This is a genomic window from Pantoea sp. UBA6567, assembly GCF_002434165.1.
GTDB classification, from domain to species: domain Bacteria; phylum Pseudomonadota; class Gammaproteobacteria; order Enterobacterales; family Enterobacteriaceae; genus Pantoea; species Pantoea eucrina.
This window is the reverse complement of record NZ_DJJN01000002.1, coordinates 26,662-53,108: the sequence shown is the minus strand read 5'-3', so window position 1 is coordinate 53,108 and position 26,447 is coordinate 26,662. Positions and strand designations below refer to the sequence as shown.

8 protein-coding genes are annotated in these 26,447 nt (G+C 59.9%); 3 read left to right on the top strand and 5 right to left on the bottom strand.

Features of this window, described 5'->3' with window-relative positions:
• Positions 1-6: 6 nt before the first annotated feature.
• The 5 genes from B4M48_RS00615 to speA form a co-directional block, all read right to left on the bottom strand.
• The gene (locus B4M48_RS00615; protein ID WP_288655754.1) at positions 7-2,184 is read right to left on the bottom strand and encodes a type I secretion system permease/ATPase; all 2,178 of its coding nucleotides are present in this window, start codon (positions 2,182-2,184) and stop codon (positions 7-9) included.
• Positions 2,181-3,632 carry a TolC family outer membrane protein gene (locus tag B4M48_RS00610; protein ID WP_071668581.1) on the bottom strand — a complete coding sequence of 484 codons (1,452 nt, stop codon included), beginning with the start codon at positions 3,630-3,632 and terminating at the stop codon, positions 2,181-2,183. Before B4M48_RS00610 ends, B4M48_RS00615 begins: the two co-directional genes overlap by 4 nt.
• Before the next feature lie 71 nt (positions 3,633-3,703).
• A complete protein-coding gene (locus tag B4M48_RS00605; RefSeq protein ID WP_288655753.1) occupies positions 3,704-18,244 on the bottom strand; it encodes an Ig-like domain-containing protein in 14,541 nt (4,846 codons plus the stop codon).
• Between the two features lie 304 nt (positions 18,245-18,548).
• Positions 18,549-19,238, bottom strand: coding sequence for an EAL domain-containing protein (locus tag B4M48_RS00600; RefSeq protein WP_071668583.1), 690 nt, complete (start codon positions 19,236-19,238; stop codon positions 18,549-18,551).
• A gap of 666 nt (positions 19,239-19,904) precedes the next feature.
• Positions 19,905-21,884 carry a biosynthetic arginine decarboxylase gene (speA, locus tag B4M48_RS00595; protein WP_283341199.1) on the bottom strand — a complete coding sequence of 660 codons (1,980 nt, stop codon included), beginning with the start codon at positions 21,882-21,884 and terminating at the stop codon, positions 19,905-19,907.
• 785 nt (positions 21,885-22,669) lie between these two features.
• On the opposite strand from speA, the gene metK reads away from it, so the two are divergent.
• The 3 genes from metK (at position 22,670) to B4M48_RS00580 (ending at position 26,439) form a co-directional block, all read left to right on the top strand.
• Complete coding sequence (gene metK / locus B4M48_RS00590) at positions 22,670-23,821, top strand: methionine adenosyltransferase (protein ID WP_071668584.1); 1,152 nt, start codon at positions 22,670-22,672, stop codon at positions 23,819-23,821.
• Positions 23,822-24,433: 612 nt separating this feature from the next.
• Positions 24,434-25,828: a sugar porter family MFS transporter gene (locus tag B4M48_RS00585; RefSeq protein WP_065648236.1), complete on the top strand. Its 1,395-nt coding sequence runs from the start codon at positions 24,434-24,436 to the stop codon at positions 25,826-25,828.
• 98 nt (positions 25,829-25,926) lie between these two features.
• A complete protein-coding gene (locus tag B4M48_RS00580) occupies positions 25,927-26,439 on the top strand; it encodes a SprT family zinc-dependent metalloprotease (protein WP_283341444.1) in 513 nt (170 codons plus the stop codon).
• Positions 26,440-26,447 lie beyond the last annotated feature (8 nt).

Here is a 26,447-nt window from a genome sequence, read left to right as displayed (position 1 = left end):
GCTGCTTCATGCGTTCACCTCCGGCAGATTTCCGCCGCTGCGCGCTGGCGGCAGCGCTTTCTCTTTCGGACTGTCCATAACCAGCTGTCCCTCTTTCAGCACCAGTATCCGATCCACGAGCGACAGAATCGCGGCGCGATGAGTCGCCACGATCAGCGTGCGGCCGTTCAGCCATGCGCCGAGGCGCTCAATAAACTCTTTCTCCGTATGGTCGTCGAGCGCGGCGGAGGGTTCATCCAGCAGCACGATATTCGGATCGCGCAGCAGCATGCGCGCCAGCAGCAGCGACTGCCGCTGTCCACCGGAGAGGCCAGTGCCTCCCTCCATGATCGGGTGATCCAGCCCCAGCGGCAGGCGGCGAATAAATTCCGCTCCGCCGCTCACCGTCAGCGCAGAGAAGATGGCGTCGTCGGTAGCGTGCGCCGCGCCGAGCGTCAGGTTTTCACGCAGCGTACCGTGAAACAGGCGCGCGTTTTGCGTCAGCAGCCCGACATTACGCCGCACGTCGGCCACGTCAATGTGCGGCAGGCTGAGGTTATCAAGCCGCAGCTCACCGCTCACCAGATCCATGCCGCCCGCCATCGCCTGCAGCAGCGTGGATTTACCGGAGCCGTTGCGGCCCAGCACCGCAATACGCTCCCCAGGCTGAATGGTCAGGGATTTAATGCGCAGCGCCATGGTCAGCGAGTCGCTGTAGTAGCGAAACATGGCGTCGGTGAACTGATAGTGGCCAAACAGCACCGGACAGTGAATACGCGTCTCATCGCTGCTGTTCTCTACCGGCAGATTCATCAGGCCGTCGAGGCTGGTTTTCGCCGCCCTGACCTGCTGCCAGCGCGCCAGTACGCCGCACAGCGTTGCCATCGGCGCAATCATGCGCGAGGAGAGCAGCGACGCCGCGACAATCGCCCCGGTGGTGATATCGCCGTTGATCACCATCGGCGCGCCCACCACAATGACGCTGGCGTAAACCAGCCCCTGCACCGTTACGCCCCAGCTAATGAGCGAGTGCATCACCTTACGCATCGCCACGCCCGACTGCGCGGTGATACGGATATAGCTGTTCCACTGCTGCAGAAAGCGATCTTCCGCCTGCATCAGCTTGATATCCTCCAGCCCCTGTACGCTCTCCACCAGCACTGCGTTACGCAGCGTGGACTCTTTCAGCGCCTGCTGCGCCAGCTTCGCCAGTTTTTTCTGGCTGAGCAGGCCCGGCAACACCATCAGCAGCACCGCCACCGGGGCGATCCACGCCAGCTGTGGCGCGATAATCGCCATAACCAGCAGAAACAGCAGGAAAAATGGCATATCGACAATCGCCGTCACGGTGGTTGAGGTCACCATTTCCCGGATCGCCTCCAGTTCACGCAGCTGGGAGATAAAAGTGCCGGTAGAGCGCGGCACCACGCTGTTGCGCAGCCGCAGCGCATGACCAAACACCCGATCGGAGACGCGCATATCGGCGCGCTTGCCCAGCAGATCGGTGACGTGATCGCGGCCCACGCGCAGAATATAGGTAAATACCACCGAAATGATCACGCCAGCATAGAGGACATAGAGCGTGGGATAAGATTGCGCCGGGATCACCCGGTCATAAACCTGCATCGAAAACACAATCCCTACCAGCGCCAGCAGATTGATCAAGAAGGACGCCAGCATCACATAGCCGTAGGGACGCAGATCGTGCAGCACCAGCCGCCGCAGCCAGTCGGGGCGAACGGTGGCGAGATAGCGATCGACCCGGCTATCTTTCGCCGCCGCCACCGGTCGCAGCGCGGCCACCACGCGGAGGGCGGGCAGCAGATCGGTGAGCATCACCGGCGTCGGCTGTTCATCGCCGGAAAAGTGCACCCGAACGCGGTCATCACCATCAAACGCCGTCACCACGCCGACCTGGCCATCATCCAGCTCTACTGCCAGCGGCAGGCGCCAGCGCGTGATCTCCCGGCTCTCCTCTGCAAACAGCTGCAGCGACAGCCCCGCCTGACGTGCCAGATGGCGCAACGCTTTATCGCGCGTCTGTTTGCCCTGCCACTCCGCTGCTGCCATGATCATGCCCGGCGAACAGGGCAGCCGGTAGTGGGTGGCGATCTGAATAATGGCCGTGGCCCAGCCGTTAAGCGGCAGCTCGCCGCCGCTGGCGGACTGGCCCTCAGGCGCGTCCGGAATCGGTAATTGGGTCATGGCTGAATCTCCACGGTCTGGATGCGCTGGTTATTAAGCGTAAAGGCTGAACGGATCTGTCCGGTGCTGTAGAGGCAGTCGAGCTGCAGCGATCGCAGCTGGCTTACGGTCTGCTGTAGCGTAAAGCGGGTCTGCCACACCTCCTGTTCGGCATTCAGTACGTCCAGCAGCGGGCGCGTGCCGAGCTGCAGATACTGATCCTGATAGAGCTGGCGGGTTTTCTCGCCCAGCGCCTGCTGGCGCCCCATGATCGCCAGACTCTGCGACAGGCTGAGCGCTTCATTCTGCGACTCGCTCAGCTGCTGACGCGCTTTCAGCCGTGCCGAATTTACCGCTGCGTTCGCCGCCTGTAGCGCGCTGGCGGCGGCGTCACGCGCGGCGGTGATCCCGCCGCCCTGATAAAGCGGCATCTCGACTTTGACAAAGGCAGAGTACTGCGTGCGGTCCAGCGACTGACTGCCGGCGTAGCGATCGTTGAGATAGTGGGTAACCTGCGGTTCCAGCGAGATAGTCGGCAGGTTCTGCGCGCTGGCGTTATCAAGTTTGGCCTGCGCCTGATTAGCCTGCGCCCACGCGGCCAGCACCGCCGGATTGGTTTTGTCATCCGCTTTGCCACTGGCGCAGCCGCGGGTCAGCGTTGCGGGAAACTGGTCGCTGACCTGCTTTACCAGCGGCCAGCCCAGATAGGTGGCTAAGGTTGCGCGCCAGCGGTTAAGGCTCGCCTGATACTGCGTCAGGGTGGTGCGCGCGCCTTCAATACGCGCATCGGTCTGGGTCGCGTCGGAGAGCGAGGCCGCGCCCTCCTCATTACGCTGCCGCGCCAGTACGCCAATCCGGCTCAGGGCGCTGAGCTGATCGCGGGCAATCTTTACCAGCTGCTGATAGCCCTGCACCTGAACCAGTGCCGCTGCGGTATCGTGCGCCACGCTATCGATACTCACCAGCACGTTTGCCTGCTCCTGCGCCACGCCCGCCTCGGCAGAGCGCACCGAGCTGCTGACTTTGCCAAAGTCATAAAGCATCTGCGACACCGACAGCACAAATGAGGGGCTGAAGCCGCTGCCGCTGTAACTGTTGCTATAGCCATTGTTCATGCCCGCACTGATTTGCGGATAATATTTTGCTTTTGCCACATCGACCTGATTCGCCTGCTCCAGCATGGTGCCAATCGCCTGCGCGATATCAGGATGCCACTGCACCGCACGCTGCACCGCCTGCTCAATTGTCAGGGTGTCCGGCACGCTGCCCAGCGCCGGTTCGGCGACTTCGCCCGCGAGCGACGGCAGCTCCTGCTGCTGAACCAGCTCGCTTTGCGTAATAGATCCAGCGCGTATCAGCGTCTCACTGGCGGCACTAAGATGCGCACTGTAAAACAACAGAAAGCCCGCGCTTACTGCGGCGGGCAGAGAGGAACGGCGAAAAGGTGCGCCGGATTGCATCAGATCCATCGATTATCCACCAGTCAGAATAGAGAAAGGGCACCTCCTGTGCCCGTGATGCTTCCCTGCGTCACACACCACTATGCCGTGTGGTTTTGGTGCGGTTGCTGCAGCAGCTCCTCCAGTGACACGTTAACGCCTTCCAGCGTGATCAGCTGCGTAGTGCTGTAGCCCGTCCCGCTACCGTCACGATCGATTGAAAGCACGGTGCTGCCATCAGAAGTATGGTCCACTTTCACGAAATCATTAATATTACTTGTGGAATCATTCCAGCCGATCAGCAGTTCACTGATATCAATCTTGTCTCCCTGGGCGACGTTAAAGTCGGTCCAGGTGTCGTGGCCGTTGCCGCCGGTGGCGTCAGCGCGATCCAGCAGATGGTAAACCAGCGTATCTGCGCCGGCGCCAGCGGTGATGGTGTCATCGTAGGCGCTGCTGGTCAGCGTATCGTTACCGCCGGTTCCGTTAATGGTCGGGTGCAGCTCAATGGTGAAGCTGTGGCTGGTCAGGGTGCCGTCCCGGCCCGCCAGGGTGTAACTGAATACCTCCTTATGCGTAATGTTCTGGACGTTAACATCCGCATTGAGTGAGTAGGTGTAGCTTCCGCTGGCGCTGACCTGCAGCACGCCGAACTCACCGGCTACCTGCGTCATACCGGCCGCTCCCACCGTGGTTTCTGCCCCCAGAGCATTAGTGATGGTTAAGGTTCCGCTGTGCGTGCCGGCGCTGTCAGCCCAGATGCTGCCGCTCGCGTCATGCTCAGCGCTGCTGCTTTCCGCCAGCAGACTGGTGGCGGCAAACAGCGTGGCCGCCGGGCCGTTATGCAGCGTTACCGTCAGCGTGGCGGAGGTTACCGTGCCGCTGGCGTCCCGCACTGAATAGGTAAAGGTATCCGTCGCCGGCAGCGTGTCGATATTCAGTCCCGCTTTCAGCGCATAGGTATAGTTGCCTCGCGCATCCAGGGTCAGCGTACCGTAGCTGCTGTTGATCACCGTATTACCCGTGCCAGCAACCGTTGCGCCGCCCGCCGTTGTAACCGCCACACCGGCCGGTACCGTACCGGCTATCGAACTGGTGTCGTTCGCCAGCAGATTACCGGTGACGGTGGCCGCCGTGGTCACCGCCAGCGTGGTGTAGTCTGACACCGTGCTCACGGTAGTGGTGGGCAGTACGCTGAGGTTGGTATTCGCGCCGACCACTACCGCGTAGTTACCGGTACTCAGATTGCTGTAGGTGACGTTACCGCCGCGAATCGTTCCGATTGAGAGCAGAGAGCTGATGTAGTTGCTCTGCGAACTCACCAGCTGCCAGGAGCCGTTACTCAGCTGCGTGTAGAGGTTTAGCGAGTAGTTAGCCGCCACGCCGATACTGTTTACTGAGCCGTAGAGCGTTACCGTGCGGAAATCGTCCTGACCCACATTGAAGATATAGGCGTTACCGTTATTGAGCACGCTGGCGCCCAGTAGCGAGCCGACCCCCAGGGTAAGCAGCGCCGTGTGCGAAGAGTTCACGGTGCCGTTATTGATGGTGGCCTGCGTGGTGCCGTAATCAACCTCGCTAACATCGTTGGTCGCCACAACGCGGATGGCTCCCAGCAGCGACGCCGATGGCGAAACGTTGCCCGCTCTGTCGCTCTGCGTCACCGAGAGCGTGGCACCGGTAGTCTGCGCAGTGCTCAGCGCCACTGACCAGCTGCCGCCGCTGCCCACCGTGGTGGTGCCGAGCGTGACGCCGCTGGCGTCGCGGACCGTCACCGTTGCGCCGACCTCGCCGCTGCCGGTGACGCTGGTGCCGGCGCTGTTGATCAGCAATCCGGATACCGCCGCCGGTGGAACCGTGTCAACGGTGATGGTGGTCGCTACGTTGGTGCTGCTGACGTTACCTGCCGGATCAGTCACCGTGGTGCTCAGGGTATGCGCCCCGTTGCTCAGCGCCGCGGTGGTAAAGCTCCAGCTGCCGCCCGTACCCACCGTGACGGAACCCAGTGCGGTCGTGCCGTCAAAAATGGTCACCAGCGCGCCCGCTTCTGCCGTACCGCTCAGCGTCGGCGTGGTATCGCGCGTAAAGGCACCGCTGGTCAGCGTTACCGGCGCGCTGCCCGCATCATCCGTAATGGTGAGCGTGCTGGCCACCGGCGCTACGGTGTCAACCCGCAGCGTGACCGAAGCCTGCGGGCTGACGTTACCCGCCGCGTCGGTCTGCGTCACGTTGAGCGTATGGGGGCCATTACCCAGCGCTGGCGTGATGAAGCTCCAGCTGCCGCTGCCGCCGACGGTCGCAGTTCCCAGTAGCGTAGTGCCGTCGTAAACGCTGACGCGTGCACCCGCCTCGCCCGATCCGCTCAGCAGCGGCGTGCTGTCATTGGTCACGCCGTTGTTGGGGATAGCGATCGCCGTACTGCCATTGTTATTAGCCAGGGTCAGGCCGGTTACGGCAACCGGCACCGTGGTGTCGATAATCGCCGTCGAACTGATGCTGCTGCTGACGTTACCCGCGGCATCAGTGGCGGTGATGCTGAAGGTGTGCGATCCCTCGGAGAGGGCTGTTCCCGGCGTGAAGCTCCAGCTGCCGCTGCTGCTGGCGGTCACCGACCCCAGGACAGTGGTGCCGTCGCGCACAATCACCAGACTGTTTGCCTCGGCCGTGCCGCTCAGGGTTGGCGTGCTGTCGCGCGTCGCGCCGCCATTTACCACCGTGGTGTTGTTAATGTCGTTGGTGACCACCAGCGTTGGCGCAGCGGGGGCCACAGTATCAACGGTAATCGACACCGCCGGCGTCGCCGGGCTGACGTTGCCCGCGGCGTCACGTACCGTCGTGCTCAGCGAATGCACGCCGTTGCTCAGCGCAGCTGGCGTAAAGCTCCATGCGCCGTCGCTGCCTGCCACCACCGATCCCAGCACCGTGCTGCCGTCATACACCGTGACGACCGCGCTCGCCTCCGCCGTCCCGCTCAGCGTTGGCGTCGCGTCATTGGTGACCGCGCCATTTGCCAGCGGTCCGGTCACCGGCGCCACATCGTCCGTGATCGTCAGGTTACTGACCGCTGCCGGCGCCACCGTATCCACCGTCAGCGTGATGCTGGCTGGCGGACTGACGTTTCCGGCGGCGTCGGTCTGGGTCACGTTCAGGGTGTGGCTGCCTTCACTCAGCACCGGGCTGACAAAGCTCCAGCTGCCGTTACTGCTGACAATCGCCGTGCCCAGCGCAACATTGCCGTCAAGGAGAGTTACGCGTGCGCCCGCCTCACCGGATCCGGTCAGCAGCGGCGTGCTGTCACTGGTCACGCTATTATTGGGAATCGCGATCGCCGTACTGCCGTTGTTGTTGGCGGCAGCCAGACCGGTAACCGCACCTGGCGCAACGGTATCAATGATCGCCGTTGAGCTGACGCTGCTGCTGACGTTGCCTGCCGCATCGGTGGCGGTGATGCTGAAGGTATGCGATCCCTCAGCGAGCGCTGTAGCAGGGGTAAAGCTCCAGCTGCCGGTACCGCTGGCGGTGACTGAACCGAGTAGCGTGGTGCCGTCGCGGATAATCACCAGGCTATTGGCCTCGGCGCTGCCGCTCAGGGTTGGCGTGCTGTCGCCGCTTGCTGCGCCGTTCGCCACCGTGGTGTTCGCCACGTCGTTAGTCACGACCAGCGTTGGCGCAGCCGGCGCTACGGTGTCCACGGTGATTGCGACCGTGGGCGACGCCGCGCTGACGTTGCCTGCCGCATCACGCACCGTGACGCTCAGCGCATGCGGACCATTATTCAGCGCGGGCGACGTAAAGCTCCACGCGCCGCTGCCGTCGGCCACAGCGGAACCCAGTACTGCAGTGCCGTCATAGACGGTGACCACGCCCCCCGCCTCTGCCGTACCGCTCAGCACCGGCGTGGTGTCGTTGGTCACGGCGCCGTTAGTCAGAGGACCGGTGTTCGGCGCGGCGTCATCGGTGACCACCAGATTGCTTACTGCGGCTGGCGGAGTGGTATCGACCGTCAGCGTCAGCGTCGCATTCGGGCTGACGTTACCGGCCGCATCGCTGGCGGTAACGTTAAAGGTGTGTGCCCCCTCTGCCAGCGCCGGCGTGACAAAACTCCACGCGCCGCCGCTGCCCGCCGTTACCGATCCGAGAACGGTGTCGCCGTCGCGGATCGTCACCACGCTGCCCGCCTCTGCCGTGCCCCTGAGCAGCGGAGTGGCATCGCTGGTGGTGCCGCCGGCGGCAATTGCCACCAGCGCGCTGCCGTTGTTGTTAGCCGCGTTCAGGCCGCTCACGGCGACCGGCGCCACGCTATCCACAATCAGCGTGGTGCTGGTCGCGCCGCTGACGTTGCCCGCCACATCGGTGGCGGTGACGCTCAGGGTATGCAGTCCCTGGTTCAGCGTAGTGCTGACATAGCTCCAGCGTCCTTCCGCATCAGCGGTCACCGAGCCCAGCACCGCGTTACCGTCGCGTACCGTGACAATGGCGTTCGCTTCCGCCACGCCGCTTAAGGTCGGCGTCGCATCGCTGCTGTAGCCACCCGCCGGGATGGTTGCGCTGGTCACATCGTTGGTCACCACCAGCGTTGAGGTGGCTGGCGCAGTGGTATCCACTACTACGGTAAAGCTCACCGGATCGCTGCTGCTGCCCGCCGCATCGCGTACCGTGACGCTGAGCGGATGCGTACCTTCGCTCAGCGCGGCAGGGGTGAAGCTCCAGGCTCCGTCGCCGTTTGCCACCACCGATCCCAGCACCGTAGTGCCTTCACTGATCACCACCACGCTGTTTGCCGCGGCGCTGCCGGAGAGCGTTGGCGTGGTATCGTCAGTCGGCGTACCGCTGGTCAGCGGCCCCTGAATCGCGCCGGCGTTATCCGTTACCGTCAGTGCCGTGACCGGGGCAACCGCTGCGGTCAGCACCGTAAAGCTAATATCGCTCGCCGGGCTGACGTTGCCCGCCGCATCGGCGGCGCTCACGCTCAGCGTATGCGGACCATCCGCCAGCGCGGCGGTGGTAAAGCTCCATGCGCCGTTGGTGCCGGCGGTGACCGAGCCGAGCACGGTGGTGCCGTCACGCACGGTAACGATGCTGCCCGCCTCAGCGGTGCCGCTCAGCTGCGGCGTGTTGTCGCTGGTGGTGCTGCCAGCCGCGATAGTCAGCGGCGTGCTGCCGTTGTTATTGACCGCCGTCAGGCCGGAGATGGCCGCTGGCGCCACGGTATCCACCACCACCGTGGTGACGGCAGAGGCGATACCGGTATTACCGGCCACATCGGTGACGCGCACGCTCAGGGCGTGACTGCCCTCGCCCAGCGCGGCAGGGGTAAAGCTCCAGGCGCCCGCGCCGCTGGCGATAGCGGTACCGAGCAGCGTGGTGCCGTCATACACGCTGACCGTGGCGTTTGCCTCCGTGGTGCCGCTCAGCGCTGGCGTACTGTCGTTAATGGTTTCCCCGCTGGTGAGCGGCGTAGCTGAATCACCCGCGGTGACGTTCACCGTGCCGGCCACAGGGGCTACCGTATCGACCGTAATGTTCAGCGCGCCGGAGCGAGCGCTGACGTTGCCCGCCGCATCGGTCACCGTCACGCTGAGCGCGTGCGCGCCCTGGCTCAGCAGCGGCAGCGTGGTGCTCCATGCGCCGTCGCCGTCAGCAGTGACCGAAGCGATTACCGTATTGCCATCGTAGATGGTCACCAGCCCGCCCGCTTCCGCTGTGCCGCTGAGCTGTGGCGTACTGTCGTTAGTCACGCCGTTATCCGTTACCGGCACCGGCGTGGCACCGTTGTTATTGGCCGCCGCAAGATCGGTGACGACGTCGGGCACGACGGTATCGACAATGAAATTAATCACCGCTGACGGATCGCCAGGATTGCCGGTTTCATCCGTGCTGACTACAGAAATCGCGTGTGCGCCCTCATCCAGTACCGGATCTGGCGTATAGCTCCACTGTCCGTTCGCGTCTATCGGCAGAGTAGCCAACACTGTACCGTTATCAGAAATGGTTACAGTGCCATTTGCCGGGCCCGTTCCCTGCAGGACCGGCGTGTTGTCACGGATAGCGGCCCCGTCTGTTACCGTTACCAGCGTGCTGCCGCTGTTATCGGTGATCTGCAGCGTGCTGTCGACCGGTGGCAGATCGGCTTCAATCGTCAGCGTAAAGGCGTCGGTAGCCGGGCTGACGTTACCCGCCGCATCGGTCACGGTAAACGTAAAGCTATGCTCGCGGTTTGACAGCGCAGCGTCTGGCGTAAAGCTCCAGCTGCCGTTTTCGTCAGCGGTGGCCGTTCCCAGCAGCACGTTGTCGTCATAGACCGTTATCGTGCTGCCCGCCTCCGCCGTGCCGCTGAAAGCCGGGAGATTATCATCAGTGATCGCGCCTGACGTCAGCGGACCTTCAGCGCCGCCGACGCTGTCGGTAACAAGCAGATCGTCAATTGCCTCCGGTGCCACCGTGTCGATAGTGATGGTAATCGGGCCGGTAACCGGGCCGGCGGTGCCCGCCGCGTTGCTGACCGAGACGCTGAAGGCATAGGTTGCATCGTCCAGCGCTGCGGATTCATAACGCCAGACGCCATTCTCACCCACGGTTGTGGTGCCAACGATGGCTCCATCCTGAATGATATTCACTACCGTGCCGGCGACGCCGGTTCCGCGCAGCACCGGCGTGCTGTCACTGGCGAAGCCGTTGTTCGCGACCAGCACCGGCGTGGTGCTGGCATTGTTGTAGATATCAAAGCTCAGCACCGCGGCTGGCGTACTGGTATCGACCGTAAAGCTGACCGTCGACGCCACCTCGCTGACGTTGCCCGCTACATCGGTGGCGGTCACCGTCAGGGTGTGCGCCCCCTCAGCCAGCGCGCTGGTGTTGAGGCTCCAGGCCCCCTGAGGATCGGCGGTGGTTCTGCCAACCTCCTGCGCACCGTCATACACAATAATGGTCGCTCCTGCCTCTGCGGTACCGCTGATGAGCGGCGTCGCATCAGGAGTTACGCTGTTGCTATTGATGGTTACCGGCGTCGCTTGTATATCATTCTGCAGCAGCAGATCGCCTGCCGGCTGCGGCGCAGTGGCATCAATATTGATGGTCAGCGCACCGGACGGTGCGCTGACGTTGCCCACTTCATCGGTGACCGTGGCGCTCAGCGTGTGCTGGCCGTCGGTCAGTACCGGTGAGCTGAAGCTCCAGCTGCCGTCGCCGTCCGCCGTCACCGAGCCAATCACTACTCCGCCGTCATACAGCGTAATCAGGCTGTCGGGTTCCGCGGTGCCGCTCAGCAGTGGCGTATTGTCCGTGGTCAGCGCGCCGTTTGTCAGAGGCTGCGGTGTCGTACCGTTGTCGTTACTGACCACCAGCGATGTGGCATCCGGCAGCGTGGCGTCCACGGTAAAGGCGACAGGAGCAGAAGCCGGACCGGTGTTACCGGCCGTATCGGTCACCGTGGTGGTGAGGCTGTAGCTGCCATCGTCCAGCTGCGGCAGCTGATAGCTCCACTGTCCGTTACTGCCGGTGGTCACGCTGGCCAGTATTGCGGTTCCGTCCAGAATCGTTACCACGCTGCCCGGCTCTGCGGTGCCGCTGAGGAACGGCGTATTATCCGTGGTGATGCTGCCGCTGGCGATAGCCACCGGCGTGGTGCCGTCGTTGTTCGTCAGCGCGATGTTCGCTGCCACCGCCGGCGGCGTGGTATCAACGATCGCACTGAAAGTCACCGGTGCGCTGACGTTACCAAGCGTATCGGATGCCGTGGCGGTAAAGGTGTAGCTGCCGTCCGCCAGCGCGGTGGCAGGCGTAAAGCTCCAGCTTCCCTGTCCGTTTACCGTGGTGGAACCCAGCAGCGTACCGCTCTGATCGGTAAGGGTAATAATGCTGCCCGCATCCCCGCGACCGCTGAACAGCGGCGTGCCATCATTAGTGAGGCCCCCGTTGGGAACGGCTACCGGCGCAGTGCCGTTATCATTACTCAGCGTCAGCTGCGTAACGGCGGAAGGCGCCGTGGTGTCCACGGTAAAGGCGATCGGCGCACCCGGCGCGCTGCTGTTACCGGCAGCATCGGTGACCGTCACGCTCAGGCTGTGCGGGCCGTCGCTGAGGATCGGCGAGAAGCTCCAGTTACCCTGTGCATCGGTCGTGGTGGTACCGAGGATCAGATTGCCATCAGACACGACGATGGTGCTGCCAGGCTCTGCGCGACCGGAGAACTCAGGCGTGTTGTCACCGGTGGTGGAGCCGGATGTAATCGCCTGCGGCGTAGCGCCATTGTTGTTCACCAGCGCGATCTCAGTGGCCGCAGCCGGTGCGACCGTATCCACGGTAAAGGTGATTGTGGGCGAAGCGGGGCTGGTGTTCCCGGCTGCGTCGCTGACAACGGTGCTCAGGTTATGCTCGCCCTGCGTAAGCGCGCCGGTCGTGAACTGCCAGCTGCCGCTGCTGTTCACGGTAACCGAACCGATTTGCGTAGCGCCGTCATAGATCAGCACCACGCTGCCCGGCTCGGCTGAACCGATCAGCTGCGGCGTCGCGTCGTTGGTCACGTCACCGCTGTTGATCGGCACCAGCGTACTGCCTTCATTGTTGTTAACCAGCACGTTCTGCGCTGCTTCCGGTGCCTGCGTATCCACGTTAATCGTGGTTACGGCCGAGGCCGGACTGACGTTGCCCGCTGGCGTCGTCTCCGTAATGCTCAGCGCATAGCTGCCATCATCCAGGGCTGCGGGCGTATACTGCCAGCCGCCATCGCCACCGGCTACCACGCTGCCGATAGCCGTGCCGTCATTATAAATAGTGATGAGACTGCCGGCGGCGGCCGTACCGCTGAGCTGCGGCGTACTGTCGCTGGTGTAGCCGTTACTGGCAACCGGCACGCCTTCGCCGGAAGTGACGGAGAAAGCAGGTGCAGCCGGCACGCTGGTATCCACCGTCAGGGTCACAGAGTTGCCTGTAGCGCTGACGTTGCCTGCGGCGTCGGTCGCGGTGGCCCGTAAGGTATGTGCGCCATCGGTCAGGACCGTGTCGCTAAAGCGCCAGGCCCCGTCTGCGTCTGCCCGGACAGAGCCGATAGCGGCTGTTCCGTCATAGAGCGTTACCAGGCTACCTGCCTCAGCGCTGCCGCTCAGCACCGGTGTGGCGTCGTTGGTGACGCCGGTGATCGGTACGTTATTGTCATCCCTCGCGGTCAGGTCGACTACGGCGCCAGGGGCTGTGGTATCGATGGTGAAGTTATATGCAGAGGAGGCCGCGCCGGTGTTACCGGCGGCGTCAGTCACTCGCGTGGTCAGGCTGTAATCGCCCTCAGCCAGCGGCGCATCCGGCGTAAAGCGCCAGCCGCCGTCACTACCTGCAGTAACGCTGCCCAGTACTTCGCCGTTGTTATACACGGTCACGATGCTGCCCGCTTCCGCCGTGCCGCTTACCACCGGCAAGGTGGTATTGGTTGCACCGGCCTCATCGACAGGGCGCGCCACGCCGCCCGCCTCATTGCTGACCTGCAAAGCCTCTGCAGCTTCGGGTGCCGTTGTATCAATGGTGAAATTCAGCGGTGCCGATGGCGCGCTGACGTTGCCCGCCGGATCGGTAACGGTAGTGGTCAGGCTGTAATCGCCCTCAGGCAGCGGTGCCTCTGGCGTGAAGCTCCAGCTGCCGTCTGTACCGGCGGTTACGCTGCCCAGCACCGTGTCGCCATTGGAAACGGTGATCAGCGCACCCGGTTCGGCGCTGCCGCTCAGCACCGGCGACGTCGTGTTGGTCACGCCGTTATCAACCGGCAATGGCGTTTCGCCGTCGTTGTTACTGAGCTGCAGCTCGCCTGCCGCCGCTGGCGGAATAGTATCAACGGTAAACACCAGCGCAGCAGAAGGCTCGCTGACGTTACCCGCCGGGCTGGTTACCGTAGCCGTCAGGCTGTGCGGACCCTCGCTCAGCGGCGACTCTGGCGTAAAGCGCCATGTACCGCCGTCATCCACGACCACGCTGCCCAGCACCGTAGTGCCGTCAAGTACCGTTACCGTGCTGCCCGCAGCCGCCGTGCCGCTCAGCACCGGGGTAGTATCACTGGTAGTCCCGTTGGTGACCGTCACCAGCGTGCCGCTGCTGTCATTACTCAGCACCAGATCGTCCGCCACAGGCGGCGGCGTGGTTTCAACCGTAAAGTTAAGCGGTTCAGACTCATCGCCGCGGTTACCCGCCGCATCCGTGACCGTAGTAGTCAGGCTGTGCGGTCCGGCTGCCAGCGGCGTTTCCGGCGTAAAGCGCCACGCTCCGGTGCCGTCAGCGCTGACGCTGCCCAGCAGCGTGCCGTTATCATAGACGCTGACCGTGCTGCCTGGCTCAGCGCTGCCGCTCAGCGCCGGCGAGGTGTCGTTAGTTACGCCGCCGGCGTTGATGGCGTTACCGTTTTGATCGTTACTCAGCTGCAGGCCGCCTGCCGCAACGGGCGGTGTAGTATCAATGGTCAGCACCAGCGGTGCAGAAGGCGCACTGCTGTTCCCTGCCGGTGAGGTGGTGACGGCCGTCAGGCTGTGCTCGCCATCTGCCAGCGGTTCGTCTGGCGCAAAACTCCAGCTTCCCCCCTCTCCCACGGTAACGGAGCCCAGTACCTCATCCCCATCTGAAATTGTCACCACGCTGCCTGCGGCCACGCCGCTGCCGCTCAGCAGCGGCGTGGCGTCATTCGTCAGACCGTTGTTAACCGGAACCGGCGTAGTACCTTCATCGTTAGCCGCCTGCAGAGCAGCGGGTGCCGCTGGCGCAGTCGTATCGATGGTAAACACCACTGCCGTGGACGCTGCCCCGCTGTTGCCAGCCGGATCGGTGACAACCGTGGTCAGGCTATGTTCACCCGGCTGCAGTACCGGTGAGGTAAAGCTCCAGCTGCCGTCGCTGCCGGCGGTGGTGCTGCCCAGCACGTTACCGTTATCAGAAACGGTGACGGTACTGCCTGGCTCAGCGCTTCCGCTGAGTACCGGCTTAGTGCTGTTAGTGATGCCGGTGATTTCGTTACCGTTTTGCCCGTTGCTCAGCAGCAGATCGCTGGCGATCGCGGGTGCAGTAGTGTCGATCACCACGCTGACCGGGGCACTGACCGGCCCGGTGTTGCCCGCCGTATCGGTTACGGTGGTGGTAAGCGCGTGCGCGCCTTCATCCAGCGGCTGCGGCGGCGTAAAGCTCCAGCTGCCGTCGCCGCCCGCCACGGTACTGCCCAGAACGTCGCCATTATCAGAAACGGTGATGACGCTGCCCGGCTCGGCGCTGCCGCTGAGGGTCGGCGTGGTTTCATTCGTGGCACCGCCCGCCGGCAGCGCGTTACCCTCCTGGTTGTTCAGCTGCAGACCGCTGGCGGCGGCCGGTGGCTGCGTGTCTACCGTTACCGCCACCGGTGCAGAAGCGGGGCCGGTATTGCCGGCCGCATCGGTGACCGTGCTGGTCAGCGCGTGTTCGCCATCGCTGAGCGGCGGCGTGGTATAGCTCCAGTTGCCCTGAGCATCCGTGGTGGCGGTGCCAAGCACCGTATCACCGTCGCGGACGGTCACCGTGGAGCCAGGCTCCGCGGTGCCGCTCAGCGTCGGCGTAGTGAGACTGGTGCTGCTGCCTGGCGTAACCGGATCGCCATTTTCATTGCTGAGCTGAACGCCGGACGGCGCGGCGGGCACGCTGGTATCGATGGTGATATTGATAACCGATGAGGAGGTCTCCGCCCCCGCTGCGCTGGTGGCAACCGCCCGGAACGCATAGGGGCCGTCGGCTAACGCGGCAGGCGTAAAGCGCCACTGGCCGTCACCGTCTGCGACGACGCTGCCCAGTAGCGTAGTACCGCTATAGAGTCTGACCACGTCGCCAGCGGTGGCGACGCCGCTCAGCACCGGGGTGTTATCGCCGGTGCTGTCGTTATCTGCCAGCGTAACCAGCGTGCTGCCGCTGTCATCTGTTACCTCCAGTGAGCTGGTTGCCGGCACGCTGCCGGCATCAATCGCCAGCGTAAACGCCGGTGACGCCGGGCTGACGTTCCCTGCAGCGTCGGTCACGGTGGTGGTAATGTTATGCTGACCGTTGCTCAGCGCCGGCAGCGTCAGGCTCCAGCTGCCGTTGCTATCCACAACGGCGCTGCCCAGCAGCACGTCGCCGTCATAAATGCGCACCACGCTGCCCGCTTCGGCCGTGCCGCTCAGCGTCGGCGTGTTGTCATCGGTGAGCTGGCCTGAAGTCAGCGGGCCGGTACTAGCGCCTGCGTTATCAGTGACCTGCAGATTGCTGACCGCCGCTGGTGCGACTGTATCTACGGTAAAATTCAGCGGCGCAGAGACGGGGCTGCTGTTGCCAGCCAGATCGGTCACGGTGGTGGTCAGGCTGTGGCTGCCCTCACCCAGCTGCGGCGTGGTAAAGCGCCAGCTGCCGTCGCTGTTGGTGGTCACGCTGCCCAGCACGGTGTCGCCATCACGAATCGTCACCAGCGCACCCGGTTCCGCCGTGCCGCTCAGCACCGGCCGGGCATCGTTAACGGTGCTCTCCGGCGCGATATTGACTACGGTGCTGCCGTCACTGCCGGTTAGCGTCAGCGCATCAGCCGCTGCCGGTGCCACGCTGTCGACGGTGATATTCAGCGGCGCGCTTTGCGTGACGTTGCCTGCGCCATCGGTAGTACGCAGGTAGAAACTGTGCAGCCCCTGGAACAGACCGCGCAGGGCAAACGACCACTGGCCGTTGCTATCGGCGACAACGCTGCCGATTTCAGTGTTTCCGTCAAAGAGTGTAATCAGGTTGCCCGGCGTGCTGACGCCGCTTAGCGTTAACTCCTCGCTGCGCGTGGTCGCGCCGTCGGTCAGCGGCTGCAGCGTATTATCACCGGTGCTTACCGCTTCCAGCGGCGTGGTCGCTGGCGGCAGATCCGCCTGGACGTTAAGCGTGAAAGGTGTGCTGGCCGGACCAATGTTACCGGCCGCGTCAGTGCTGATAACGGTGAAGCTGTGCGCGCCGTTGCTGAGCGCAGGGGTGGTAAACTGCCAGCTGCCGTTAACGTCAACCAGGGCCACACCAAGCAGTACGTCACCATCGTAGATGCTGACCGAGGCGCCCGGCTCCCCGCTGCCGCTCAGCACGGGCGTATTGTCATCAGTAGTGGCGTTTTGCGCCAGCTCAACCTGGCTGTCGCCCGCGTCGTCAAAGACCCGCAGATCGGTTATCGCCTCCGGAGCCGTGGTATCAACCGTCAGCTGCAGCGGAGCGGAAGCGGGGCCGGTATTGCCTGCCGCATCCGTCACGGTAGTAGTAAGAGTATGGCTGCCTTCACTCAGCACCGGGGTGGTAAAACTCCAGCGCCCGTCGCTGTCTGCGATAGCGCTGCCCAGTACCGTCGTGCCGTCACGTACGGTGATGACGCTGCCTGGTTCAGCGCTGCCGCTTAACACCGGCGTGGTATCACGGGTCACGCCATTCGTGGCAATTGGCGCGAGCGGGCCGCTGCTGTCGCTGCTGAGCAGCAGATCGCTGGCGACGGCTGGCGGCACCGTATCAATAGTAATGGTCAGCGTAACGGATGATGTGCTATTTCCGGCGGCATCGGTGGCTACCGCGCGGAAGGCGTAGCTGCCATCCGGCAGCGCTGCAGGCGTAAAACTCCACTGCCCGCTTGCGTCGGCAAGCGTGCTGCCAAGTACGGTAGTGCCGTTATAGAGCGTAACCAGCTCATTGGCGCCCGCCAGCCCGCTCAGGGTTGGGGTGGTGTCACGCGTGCTGGACCCGTCCGGCAGCGTACGCAGCGCAGGGCTGCTGTCATCGGTGATTTCCAGCGTGCTGCTGGTAGGTACGATGCCGGCGGCGACATTGATCACGAATCCGCTGGTGGCGGGACTAACATTGCCTGCCGCATCGGTGACCGTCACGCTTAGCGTGTGGCTGCCGTTATTCAGTGCCGGTGTGGTAAAGCTCCAGCGCCCGTCTGCTCCCGCCGTGACGCTGCCAAGCAGAACGGAACCGTCATACACTTTAACCACGGCTCCCGCTTCCGCCGTACCGGTCAGCGTTGGCGTATTGTCATCGGTGGTTTGCCCGTTGAGTAACGGCCCCTGGCTGCTGCCGACATTGTCGCTGACCACGATATTTCCGGCCGGATCGGGTGCGGTGGTGTCGCCGTTACCAGGATTGCCGCCACCGTTGCCGGGATCGCCGCCGCCAGGATTGTTGCCTCCGTTACCGGGATTAGTGCCGCCGCCGGAATTACCCGTATCGTCATCGCCACCGCCACCGCCGCCACCGCCGCCGGTCGCAAACAGCGCCCCGATACCGGCCAGAGCCGCGCCGCCAATACCGAATGCGGCAATCGTGCCGTTATCCGTTACGTTTTCTGCCAGCAGACCTTCAGTGCTGTCGATCGACACATACTGAAAGCCCTCTGTGCCGGGATCTTCAACCCACCAGAGCGCACCGCGATCGTCCTGCAGGACCAGATCGCTGTCGCCATTGGCGCTGTAAAAATCATGAATAACAAGTGTTTCACCTGATTTAGTGGTTACGACTAAATCATTACCATTGCGTGTGAAAGCCTTAATGTCAGCCTGATTCAGGTTAAGTTTAACCACACTGGGTGCGTTCAGCGTAACCTGAGTACCGCTCACTTCGTTAGCAATCGTCCCACCTTTGGGCGTGATAGAAATATTGTTCATGTTATCGGGATCCCGCGCAGATATAAGTTTATGAGCGTTACTGGCACGCCCGGTATCATCAGATACCGCTTGCTATCGCAAGTAATTCAGGGAATTACTTACATCCTTCATCGGCCGTTCTTATTCCGGTAAAAGAGTAAGAACAGCGCTGAACAGGTTTAATTGCGGATTCAGAAAGGACATCAGGCGTTATGCGGAATACAGAAGCGTGATTCAGAAGTGAATATAAGCGCAGCAGGCACGCTTACCTTTTCAGCTGAAATGACTTTCTGCGCAGACCATAATCGCAAAGCTGTGTGCTGAATTACGCAAATAAATCATCAAGATAAACACTCTGCCAGTGGTAACCCTGCATGCCATAAACGGGCTTATGCGCAAGCAGATCCACATAGTGCTGATTTTCAACCCCCTCAACAATGACGCCGCGGCATAATTGATTAAGGTGATTAAGCAGAATGTCAAAGGTGCGGTCTTCGCTGAATTGCCAGAAAAACGCTTTATCAATCTTGACGATCTCAAATATTCCGCTGTCAAGCATGGTCAGGCTTGAATAACCCGGACCAAAATTGTCTAGCCAGAGAGGAGCCGGCGTAATTTTCGCTACGCCTTTAAGGGTCAGCAGATCCTCACTATTAAAACGCGAGGTGAAAAATGCAGAGATTTCCAGCCGCAATAATGCAACAGACGCCAGTTTTTCCTGAATGACTTCGTCTGCAAATATGCCGGCAACAATATCTCTGTCTACGTTTACGCTGATAACCTGGTTAAACCCCTGCTGACTAAGCTGAATAATATTTTCGACCTGGTGAAGGAATAGCTGCCATTTCTCATCGGCAGAAAGCAGAGAGAAAAAATGCTCTTCTCTGTCGGGATTGCGTTGTGTAGTTGTCGCTTTTTTTTCTTTAAAACGTGTCAGCAGCTCCCATGAAGTCACCTCTCCGGTCAGACTATGAACGGGTTCCAGCAAGAAAACCGGATTAAAACGCTCGGTCATGGCACCCTTCCTGAAGACGCTGCTGATAAGACTCTAAATATCAGATTTATTCATGTTATCTGAAATCGAAACATCGACAAAAATTACTATAGCAACTGGAGATTAGCCTGCAATTTACATTTTGAAAAATAGTTTTCAGCTAAAAATGGCCCTGAAATGATAGCTAAAACCAATCATTTTCTGACAACCGTTCCGGTAATATTCTATAACTGGCACCTGTAAATAAGCCTATTCTCTTGCACTGCGCGAGCATTAGCGCCTCAATTAGCGTTATATTGCTGATTTTAAGTTAAATTAATGTTAAGGCGCAGCGTTATTAGCGTTTCACTTTAGCAATAACCGGCTATTTTTCAGGAAGCCTGGCGCCAGTAAATGCGCCAGATGCATCACGGCTAAAAACATCTCGTATTTATTAAAAACATAAATAAATTATGATTTAAAGATAAGCGAAACATAAAAAAACTTATCAATACATAAGAAAATGCAGAGCCAGAGCGAGCGATATCGGTAGAGGATATTGATTTTTAAGCCAAATTGATTGGACAGCAGCGGCAGAAGAAAACGAGGAAGTGGCGCTCGTATGAAATAGTGAATTACGTCACAAACCAGAAAAAATTTTACAGCAAAAAAAAAAGGGCCCCGCAGGGCCCGATACGTTATTACTGATTATTCATCTTCAAGATAGGTATAGCCATAAAGGCCGCTTTCAAACTCGGCAAGGAACTGCGATTGCAGCTCTTCATCTATATCCTGCTGCTGCTTCACCTGATCGCGGAATAGCGTCATCAGATCGTCCGGATTCAGCTGCACATATTCCAGCATGTCAGCGACGGTATCCCCTTCATCTGATAACTGCACTTCCACGCTGCCATCCTGGAAAGCAAACACATCTACTGCTTCGGTGTCACCAAATAGATTATGCATGTTGCCGAGGATCTCCTGATAAGCACCCACCATAAAGAAGCCCAGCATTGGCGGATTATCCACATCATATTCAGGCATCGGCATAGTGGTTGCGATCCCGTCACCGTCAACGTAATGGTCGATTGTCCCGTCGGAGTCACAGGTAATATCCAGCAGCACAGCGCGACGCTGCGGCATCTTGTTCAGACCTTCCAGCGGCATAACCGGGAAGAGCTGATCGATACCCCAGGCATCCGGCATCGACTGAAACAGAGAGAAGTTAACGTAGATTTTATCTGCCATACGCTCCTGCAGCTCATCGATAATCGGGCGGTGTGCACGATTGCTCGGATCCAGATGCTGCTGGATATAGTGACAAATGCTCAGATAGAGCTGTTCCGCCCACGCGCGCTGTCCCAGATCGTAGGTGCCGGATGAGTAACCGGTGTGGATATCAAACAGATCCATCTGGCTGTCATGCAGCCATTCACGCAGCGAACGGCGCACATTGGGCTCATGCATCTCCTGCCAGGTATCCCACAGGCTCTGAATCGGGCGCGGTGCATCCGTATCAGGTGCGACCGGCGTGCTGAATTCGTTACGCTCTACGCCGATGATGTTAGAAACCAGCACGGTATGGTGTGCCGTTACGGCGCGGCCTGACTCAGTGATCACCGTCGGATGTTCAAGACCATGCTCTTCGCAGGCGTCGCCAATCGCCCAGATAACGTTATTGGCATACTCATTCAGGCCATAGTTTACCGAGCAGTCAGACTGGGAGCGGGTGCCTTCATAGTCCACCCCCAGGCCGCCGCCGACGTCAAAGCATTTGATATTTACGCCAAGCTTTGCCAGCTCAACATAGAAGCGGGCAGATTCGCGTACGCCAGTCGCGATATCGCGGATATTCGCCATCTGCGAGCCGAGATGGAAGTGCAGCAGCTGCAGGCTGTCAAGCCGGCCAGCTTTGCGCATGATATCCACCAGCTGCAGCACCTGAGATGCCGCCAGGCCAAACTTCGATTTCTCACCACCGCTCGACTGCCACTTACCCGAGCCCTGCGAGGCCAGGCGCGCGCGGATGCCGAGACGCGGTACCACATTCAGACGCTCCGCCTCTTCCAGTACCAGACGGACCTCGGTCATTTTTTCCAGCACCAGGTAGACTTTATGGCCGAGCTTTTCACCGATCAGCGCCAGCCGGATATATTCACGATCTTTATAGCCATTACAGACGATAACGGTGCGCGTTTTGCCCGCGTGCGCCAGTACCGCCATCAGCTCTGCTTTTGAGCCCGCTTCAAGGCCCAGCGGTTCACCCGAGTTAACCAGCGATTCAATGACGCGCTTGTGCTGATTAACCTTGATCGGATAAACCAGGAAGTAGTCGCCTTTATAACCATAGGATTCGCGTGCGCGCTTGAACGCCGCGTTGATGGAGCGCAGGCGATGCTGCAGGATCTGCGGAAAACAGAACAGCGCCGGCAGACGCTGACCGTCAGCCTCGCGCTCTTTGACCAGCTTCGCCAGGTCAACCCGCACCTCAGGCCGATCGGGATCCGGACATACGCTGATATGGCCCAGCTCGTTTACGTCGTAATAGTTGTTGCCCCACCAGGCGATGTTATAGGTGCGCAGCATACGGCTCGCTTCCTGATCGCTTATCGCCACCTCCTGCATTGAGCGGAGGACACCCTGTTCGCCAGCTGACGAACCCTTGATATTCTTCATGTCGTCAGACATCGCGAACCTCAGTTTTCTGTTGAAATAGTAGAGAGTTATCAGGTACTGCTGGTGCGTTTGCGGCTAAAAACTTATTCATGCTGCGTGTCCCGCCTCATCAGGTTACCCCGGGTGTTACTGCCAGTAAGTGTAAAACATCGTGCTGCAGTCAGTGGAAATCCAATCGGATTTGGCACGGCTGCGGGTATAAATCACGCGCGTGTGCTGGTGTCTGATTTCAGCCGCAGTTTAATGGCTATGCATGTCGTCATGATTGCGCGGCGGCAAACATCGACAGAAAGAACAGGAAGAGTGAACAGCAGAAAGAGAGGCCAGCGCGCAAAATATGCGCTGTGAACCAGAGAGCAGATGGGAACGGTTCATTACTTTACTCACCTCCAGCGCCTGCGGGCAGCATGCGGAAACGGAGCGGAAAAAAATCAGACACGGTATCTGATCGTGCAACGCCTGACGGCGTCCTGGCATCAATAGCGGCGTTTTATACCGCCAGCCGGGTAAAATTGCAAAATCTTTGTCCCCGCCCTGCGCGCGCTGTCAGCAAAAGCTTCCAGTAAGCCGCTTTTTGAAACAAACCGAATCAGAAAAAGCTCTGGTAAAATGCACATCGGGTAACCTAAAATAGCCGTCCAGATGGTTTTCCATCTAAACTGAATAAGTTCCAGGCGGTGTGAGCCTGGCGTGCTGACACTCCCTGCTGCTCGTGGCTTTGCCTGAAGGGGCGCTAAGCAGGTTTTTCACTGGCGCTATGCAGTCGAATTCAACCCATTTCTAAGGTAAAGAACAGAATGGCTAAACACCTTTTTACATCTGAGTCCGTATCAGAAGGACATCCTGATAAGATCGCTGACCAAATTTCCGATGCCGTGCTGGATGCCATCCTCGAACAGGATCCGAAAGCGCGCGTGGCCTGCGAAACTTACGTCAAAACCGGTATGGTACTGGTAGGCGGTGAAATCACCACCAGCGCCTGGGTCGATATTGAAGAGATCACCCGCAATACCGTACGTGAGATCGGCTATGTTCATTCTGATATGGGCTTTGATGCCAACTCCTGCGCCGTACTGAGCGCCATTGGCAAGCAGTCACCTGATATTAATCAGGGCGTAGATCGTACCGATCCGCTGGAGCAGGGTGCGGGCGATCAGGGTCTGATGTTTGGTTACGCAACTAACGAAACAGATGTGCTTATGCCTGCGCCGGTTACCTATGCGCACCGTCTGGTGCAGCGTCAGGCTGAAGTGCGTAAAAATGGCACGCTGTCCTGGCTGCGCCCGGACGCCAAAAGCCAGATCACCTTCCAGTATGATGGTGGCAAGATTGTTGGCATCGACGCTGTCGTGCTCTCAACCCAGCATTCAGAAGAGGTTTCTCAGGCCGATCTGCGTGAAGCGGTGATGGAAGAGATCATTAAGCCGGTGCTGCCTGCTGAGTGGATCAACGCCAGCACTAAATACCATATCAATCCGACCGGTCGCTTTGTTATTGGCGGCCCGATGGGTGACTGTGGCCTGACCGGCCGTAAAATCATCGTTGATACCTACGGCGGCATGGCTCGTCACGGTGGCGGTGCTTTCTCCGGTAAAGATCCATCAAAAGTTGACCGCTCTGCAGCCTACGCCGCGCGCTATGTGGCAAAAAATATTGTTGCTGCCGGCCTGGCCGATCGCTGCGAGATTCAGGTTTCCTACGCTATCGGCGTGGCAGAGCCAACGTCGATCATGGTAGAAACCTTTGGTACTGAGAAAGTACCGACCGAACAGCTGACGCTGCTGGTTCGTGAATTCTTTGACCTGCGCCCTTACGGTCTGATTCAGATGATGGATCTGCTGAAACCTATCTATAAAGAGACCGCCGCCTACGGTCACTTTGGCCGCGAACACTTCCCGTGGGAGCAGACGGATAAAGCCGCCCTGCTGCGCGAAGCCGCTGGCCTGTAAGCGCAGAGTATTCTGTTTAATAGCCCGCTCTGTGCGGGCTTTTTTATGCCTGAACGTACCCCACCGCTCTGATTTCGTAACTCATCCGGACCAGGGGTGGGTCATGTGTAACCACAGGGGCGGCATTTATGCCGCCCTGGTTACGTACATCATCTGAACCAGGGGCGCATTAATGCGCCCCCTGGGTGCCGTGCCGTTAATCGCCCTGCGTGCTCCCTGCCGGGTGAAATCCTGCGGCATAGCTGGCTTCAGGCTTTCCCGGGCATAAAATTTTTCACTGGCTACACTCTTATCACCGCTGTGATAACAAAGTGTTAACGATTACATTCTAAAACTCTTTTTTAATCTGTAATTTAGAGATTTTTCAGCGTAGTCATCACTCTGAAAATGCGTTATTTTCAGCGTCGTCTGATAGGCAATATTTAAAGCGATGTCAGAAACTTGAAGGGTGCTATACCTTACTGGCGAAGAGACTGTTCCGGGCAAAAAATGCTGGATTACAGGGTTTCGGCGTGTGTAAGCGGTTACATTGGCGTGATCGTGCTCACTTTTTATCGTGTACAGGTCTCTTAGCATTAATAAAAAACAAGACAAATAACTTTCGGAGGCTTTATGCCTGGTAATACTCACAAAAGCAGAACCTCAAACAAGGCGATGACCCTGTTTGTCTGCTTTCTGGCGGCGTTAGCCGGCCTGCTGTTCGGGCTGGATATCGGTGTCATCGCAGGTGCCCTGCCCTTTATCGCTAAAGATTTCAACGTTACTGCCCACCAGCAGGAGTGGATTGTCAGTTCGATGATGTTTGGCGCGGCGGTCGGTGCAATCGGCAGCGGCTGGATGTCATCACACCTGGGTCGTAAAAAGAGCCTGATGGCCGGCTCTGTGCTGTTTGTTATCGGTTCGCTGTGGTCCGCTATGGCGCCAAACCCGGAGATGCTGATTGCTGCCCGCGTAGTACTGGGCCTGGCAGTTGGCGTGGCTTCTTACACCGCTCCGCTCTATCTCTCTGAAATTGCACCAGAGAAAATCCGCGGCAGTATGATTTCGCTCTATCAGCTGATGATCACCATCGGTATTCTGGGCGCCTACCTCTCTGATACCGCGTTCAGCGCATCCGGAGAGTGGCGCTGGATGCTGGGCGTGATCACTATCCCTGCGATTCTGCTGCTGGTTGGCGTCTTCTTCCTGCCAAACAGCCCGCGCTGGCTGGCTGCGAAAGGTAACTTCCGCGATGCGCAGCGCGTGCTGGATCGCCTGCGCGACACCAGCGAACAGGCAAAACGTGAGCTGGATGAGATCCGTGAGAGCCTGAAAGTAAAACAGTCTGGCTGGCAGCTGTTCCAGGGCAACAGCAACTTCCGTCGTGCGGTGTTCCTCGGCGTGCTGCTGCAGGTGATGCAGCAGTTCACCGGCATGAACGTCATTATGTATTACGCGCCGAAAATTTTTGAAATTGCCGGCTTCGCCAACACCACGCAGCAGATGTGGGGTACGGTGATTGTTGGTCTGGTCAACGTTCTGGCGACCTTTATCGCTATCGGTCTGGTCGATCGCTGGGGCCGTAAGCCGACGCTGGTGCTGGGCTTTATGGTCATGGCGGCCGGTATGGGCGTTCTGGGCACCATGCTGCACCTGGGCATCCACTCTCAGGGCGCACAGTACTTCGCCGTGGCGATGCTGCTGATGTTTATCATCGGCTTTGCCATGTCAGCCGGCCCGCTGATCTGGGTGCTCTGCTCTGAGATTCAGCCGCTGAAAGGACGCGATTTCGGGATTACCGTCTCGACCACCACGAACTGGATCGCCAACATGATCGTGGGCGCCACCTTCCTGACCATGCTGAACACGCTGGGCAACGCGCCGACCTTCTGGGTCTATGCCGGCCTGAACCTGTTCTTTATTGTGCTGACGCTGGTGCTGATCCCGGAGACCAAAAACGTCTCGCTGGAGCACATTGAGCGTAACCTGATGGCAGGTAAAAAACTGCGCGACATCGGTCAGCAGTAATGTTTTTCTGAATGACAAGGGCTGCCTGCGGGCGGCCCTTTTTTATGGGTGCGACTGCGCGCTGCCGCGCCAGCGCAGCGTATGGTATGCTGCCCGCCATGAAAACTACCCGCGTACCTGTCGCCTTTCAGCAGGCGGTCATGCGATCGCTGCGGCACTTTTTGCAGCTCGCCGCACAGCGCCTTGAATGCACCTTTGATGAACCCGCGCTGCTCTACCAGCAGCGCGGCACTGCCGCAGGCACCGCCTGGCTGGAGAAGTGGGAGATCCGGCTGAATCCGGTGCTGCTGCAGGAGAATCTGCAGGCGTTTACCGACGAAGTTGTGCCGCATGAACTGGCGCATCTGCTGGTGTGGAAGCGCTTCGGGCGCGTTGCGCCGCACGGCAAAGAGTGGAAGTGGATGATGGAGACGGTGCTCGGCGTGCCGGCACGCCGTACGCATCAGTTTGCCCTGAACTCGGTGCGCACCAACACCTTCACCTATCGCTGCAGCTGTCAGCAGCATCAGCTGACCGTGCGCCGGCATAATCGCGTGCTGCGCGGAGAAAGTGAATATCGCTGCGTTCGCTGTGGTTCACTGCTGCAGCCCGGCGAATTCAGCAGCATATAGCGCGCTAA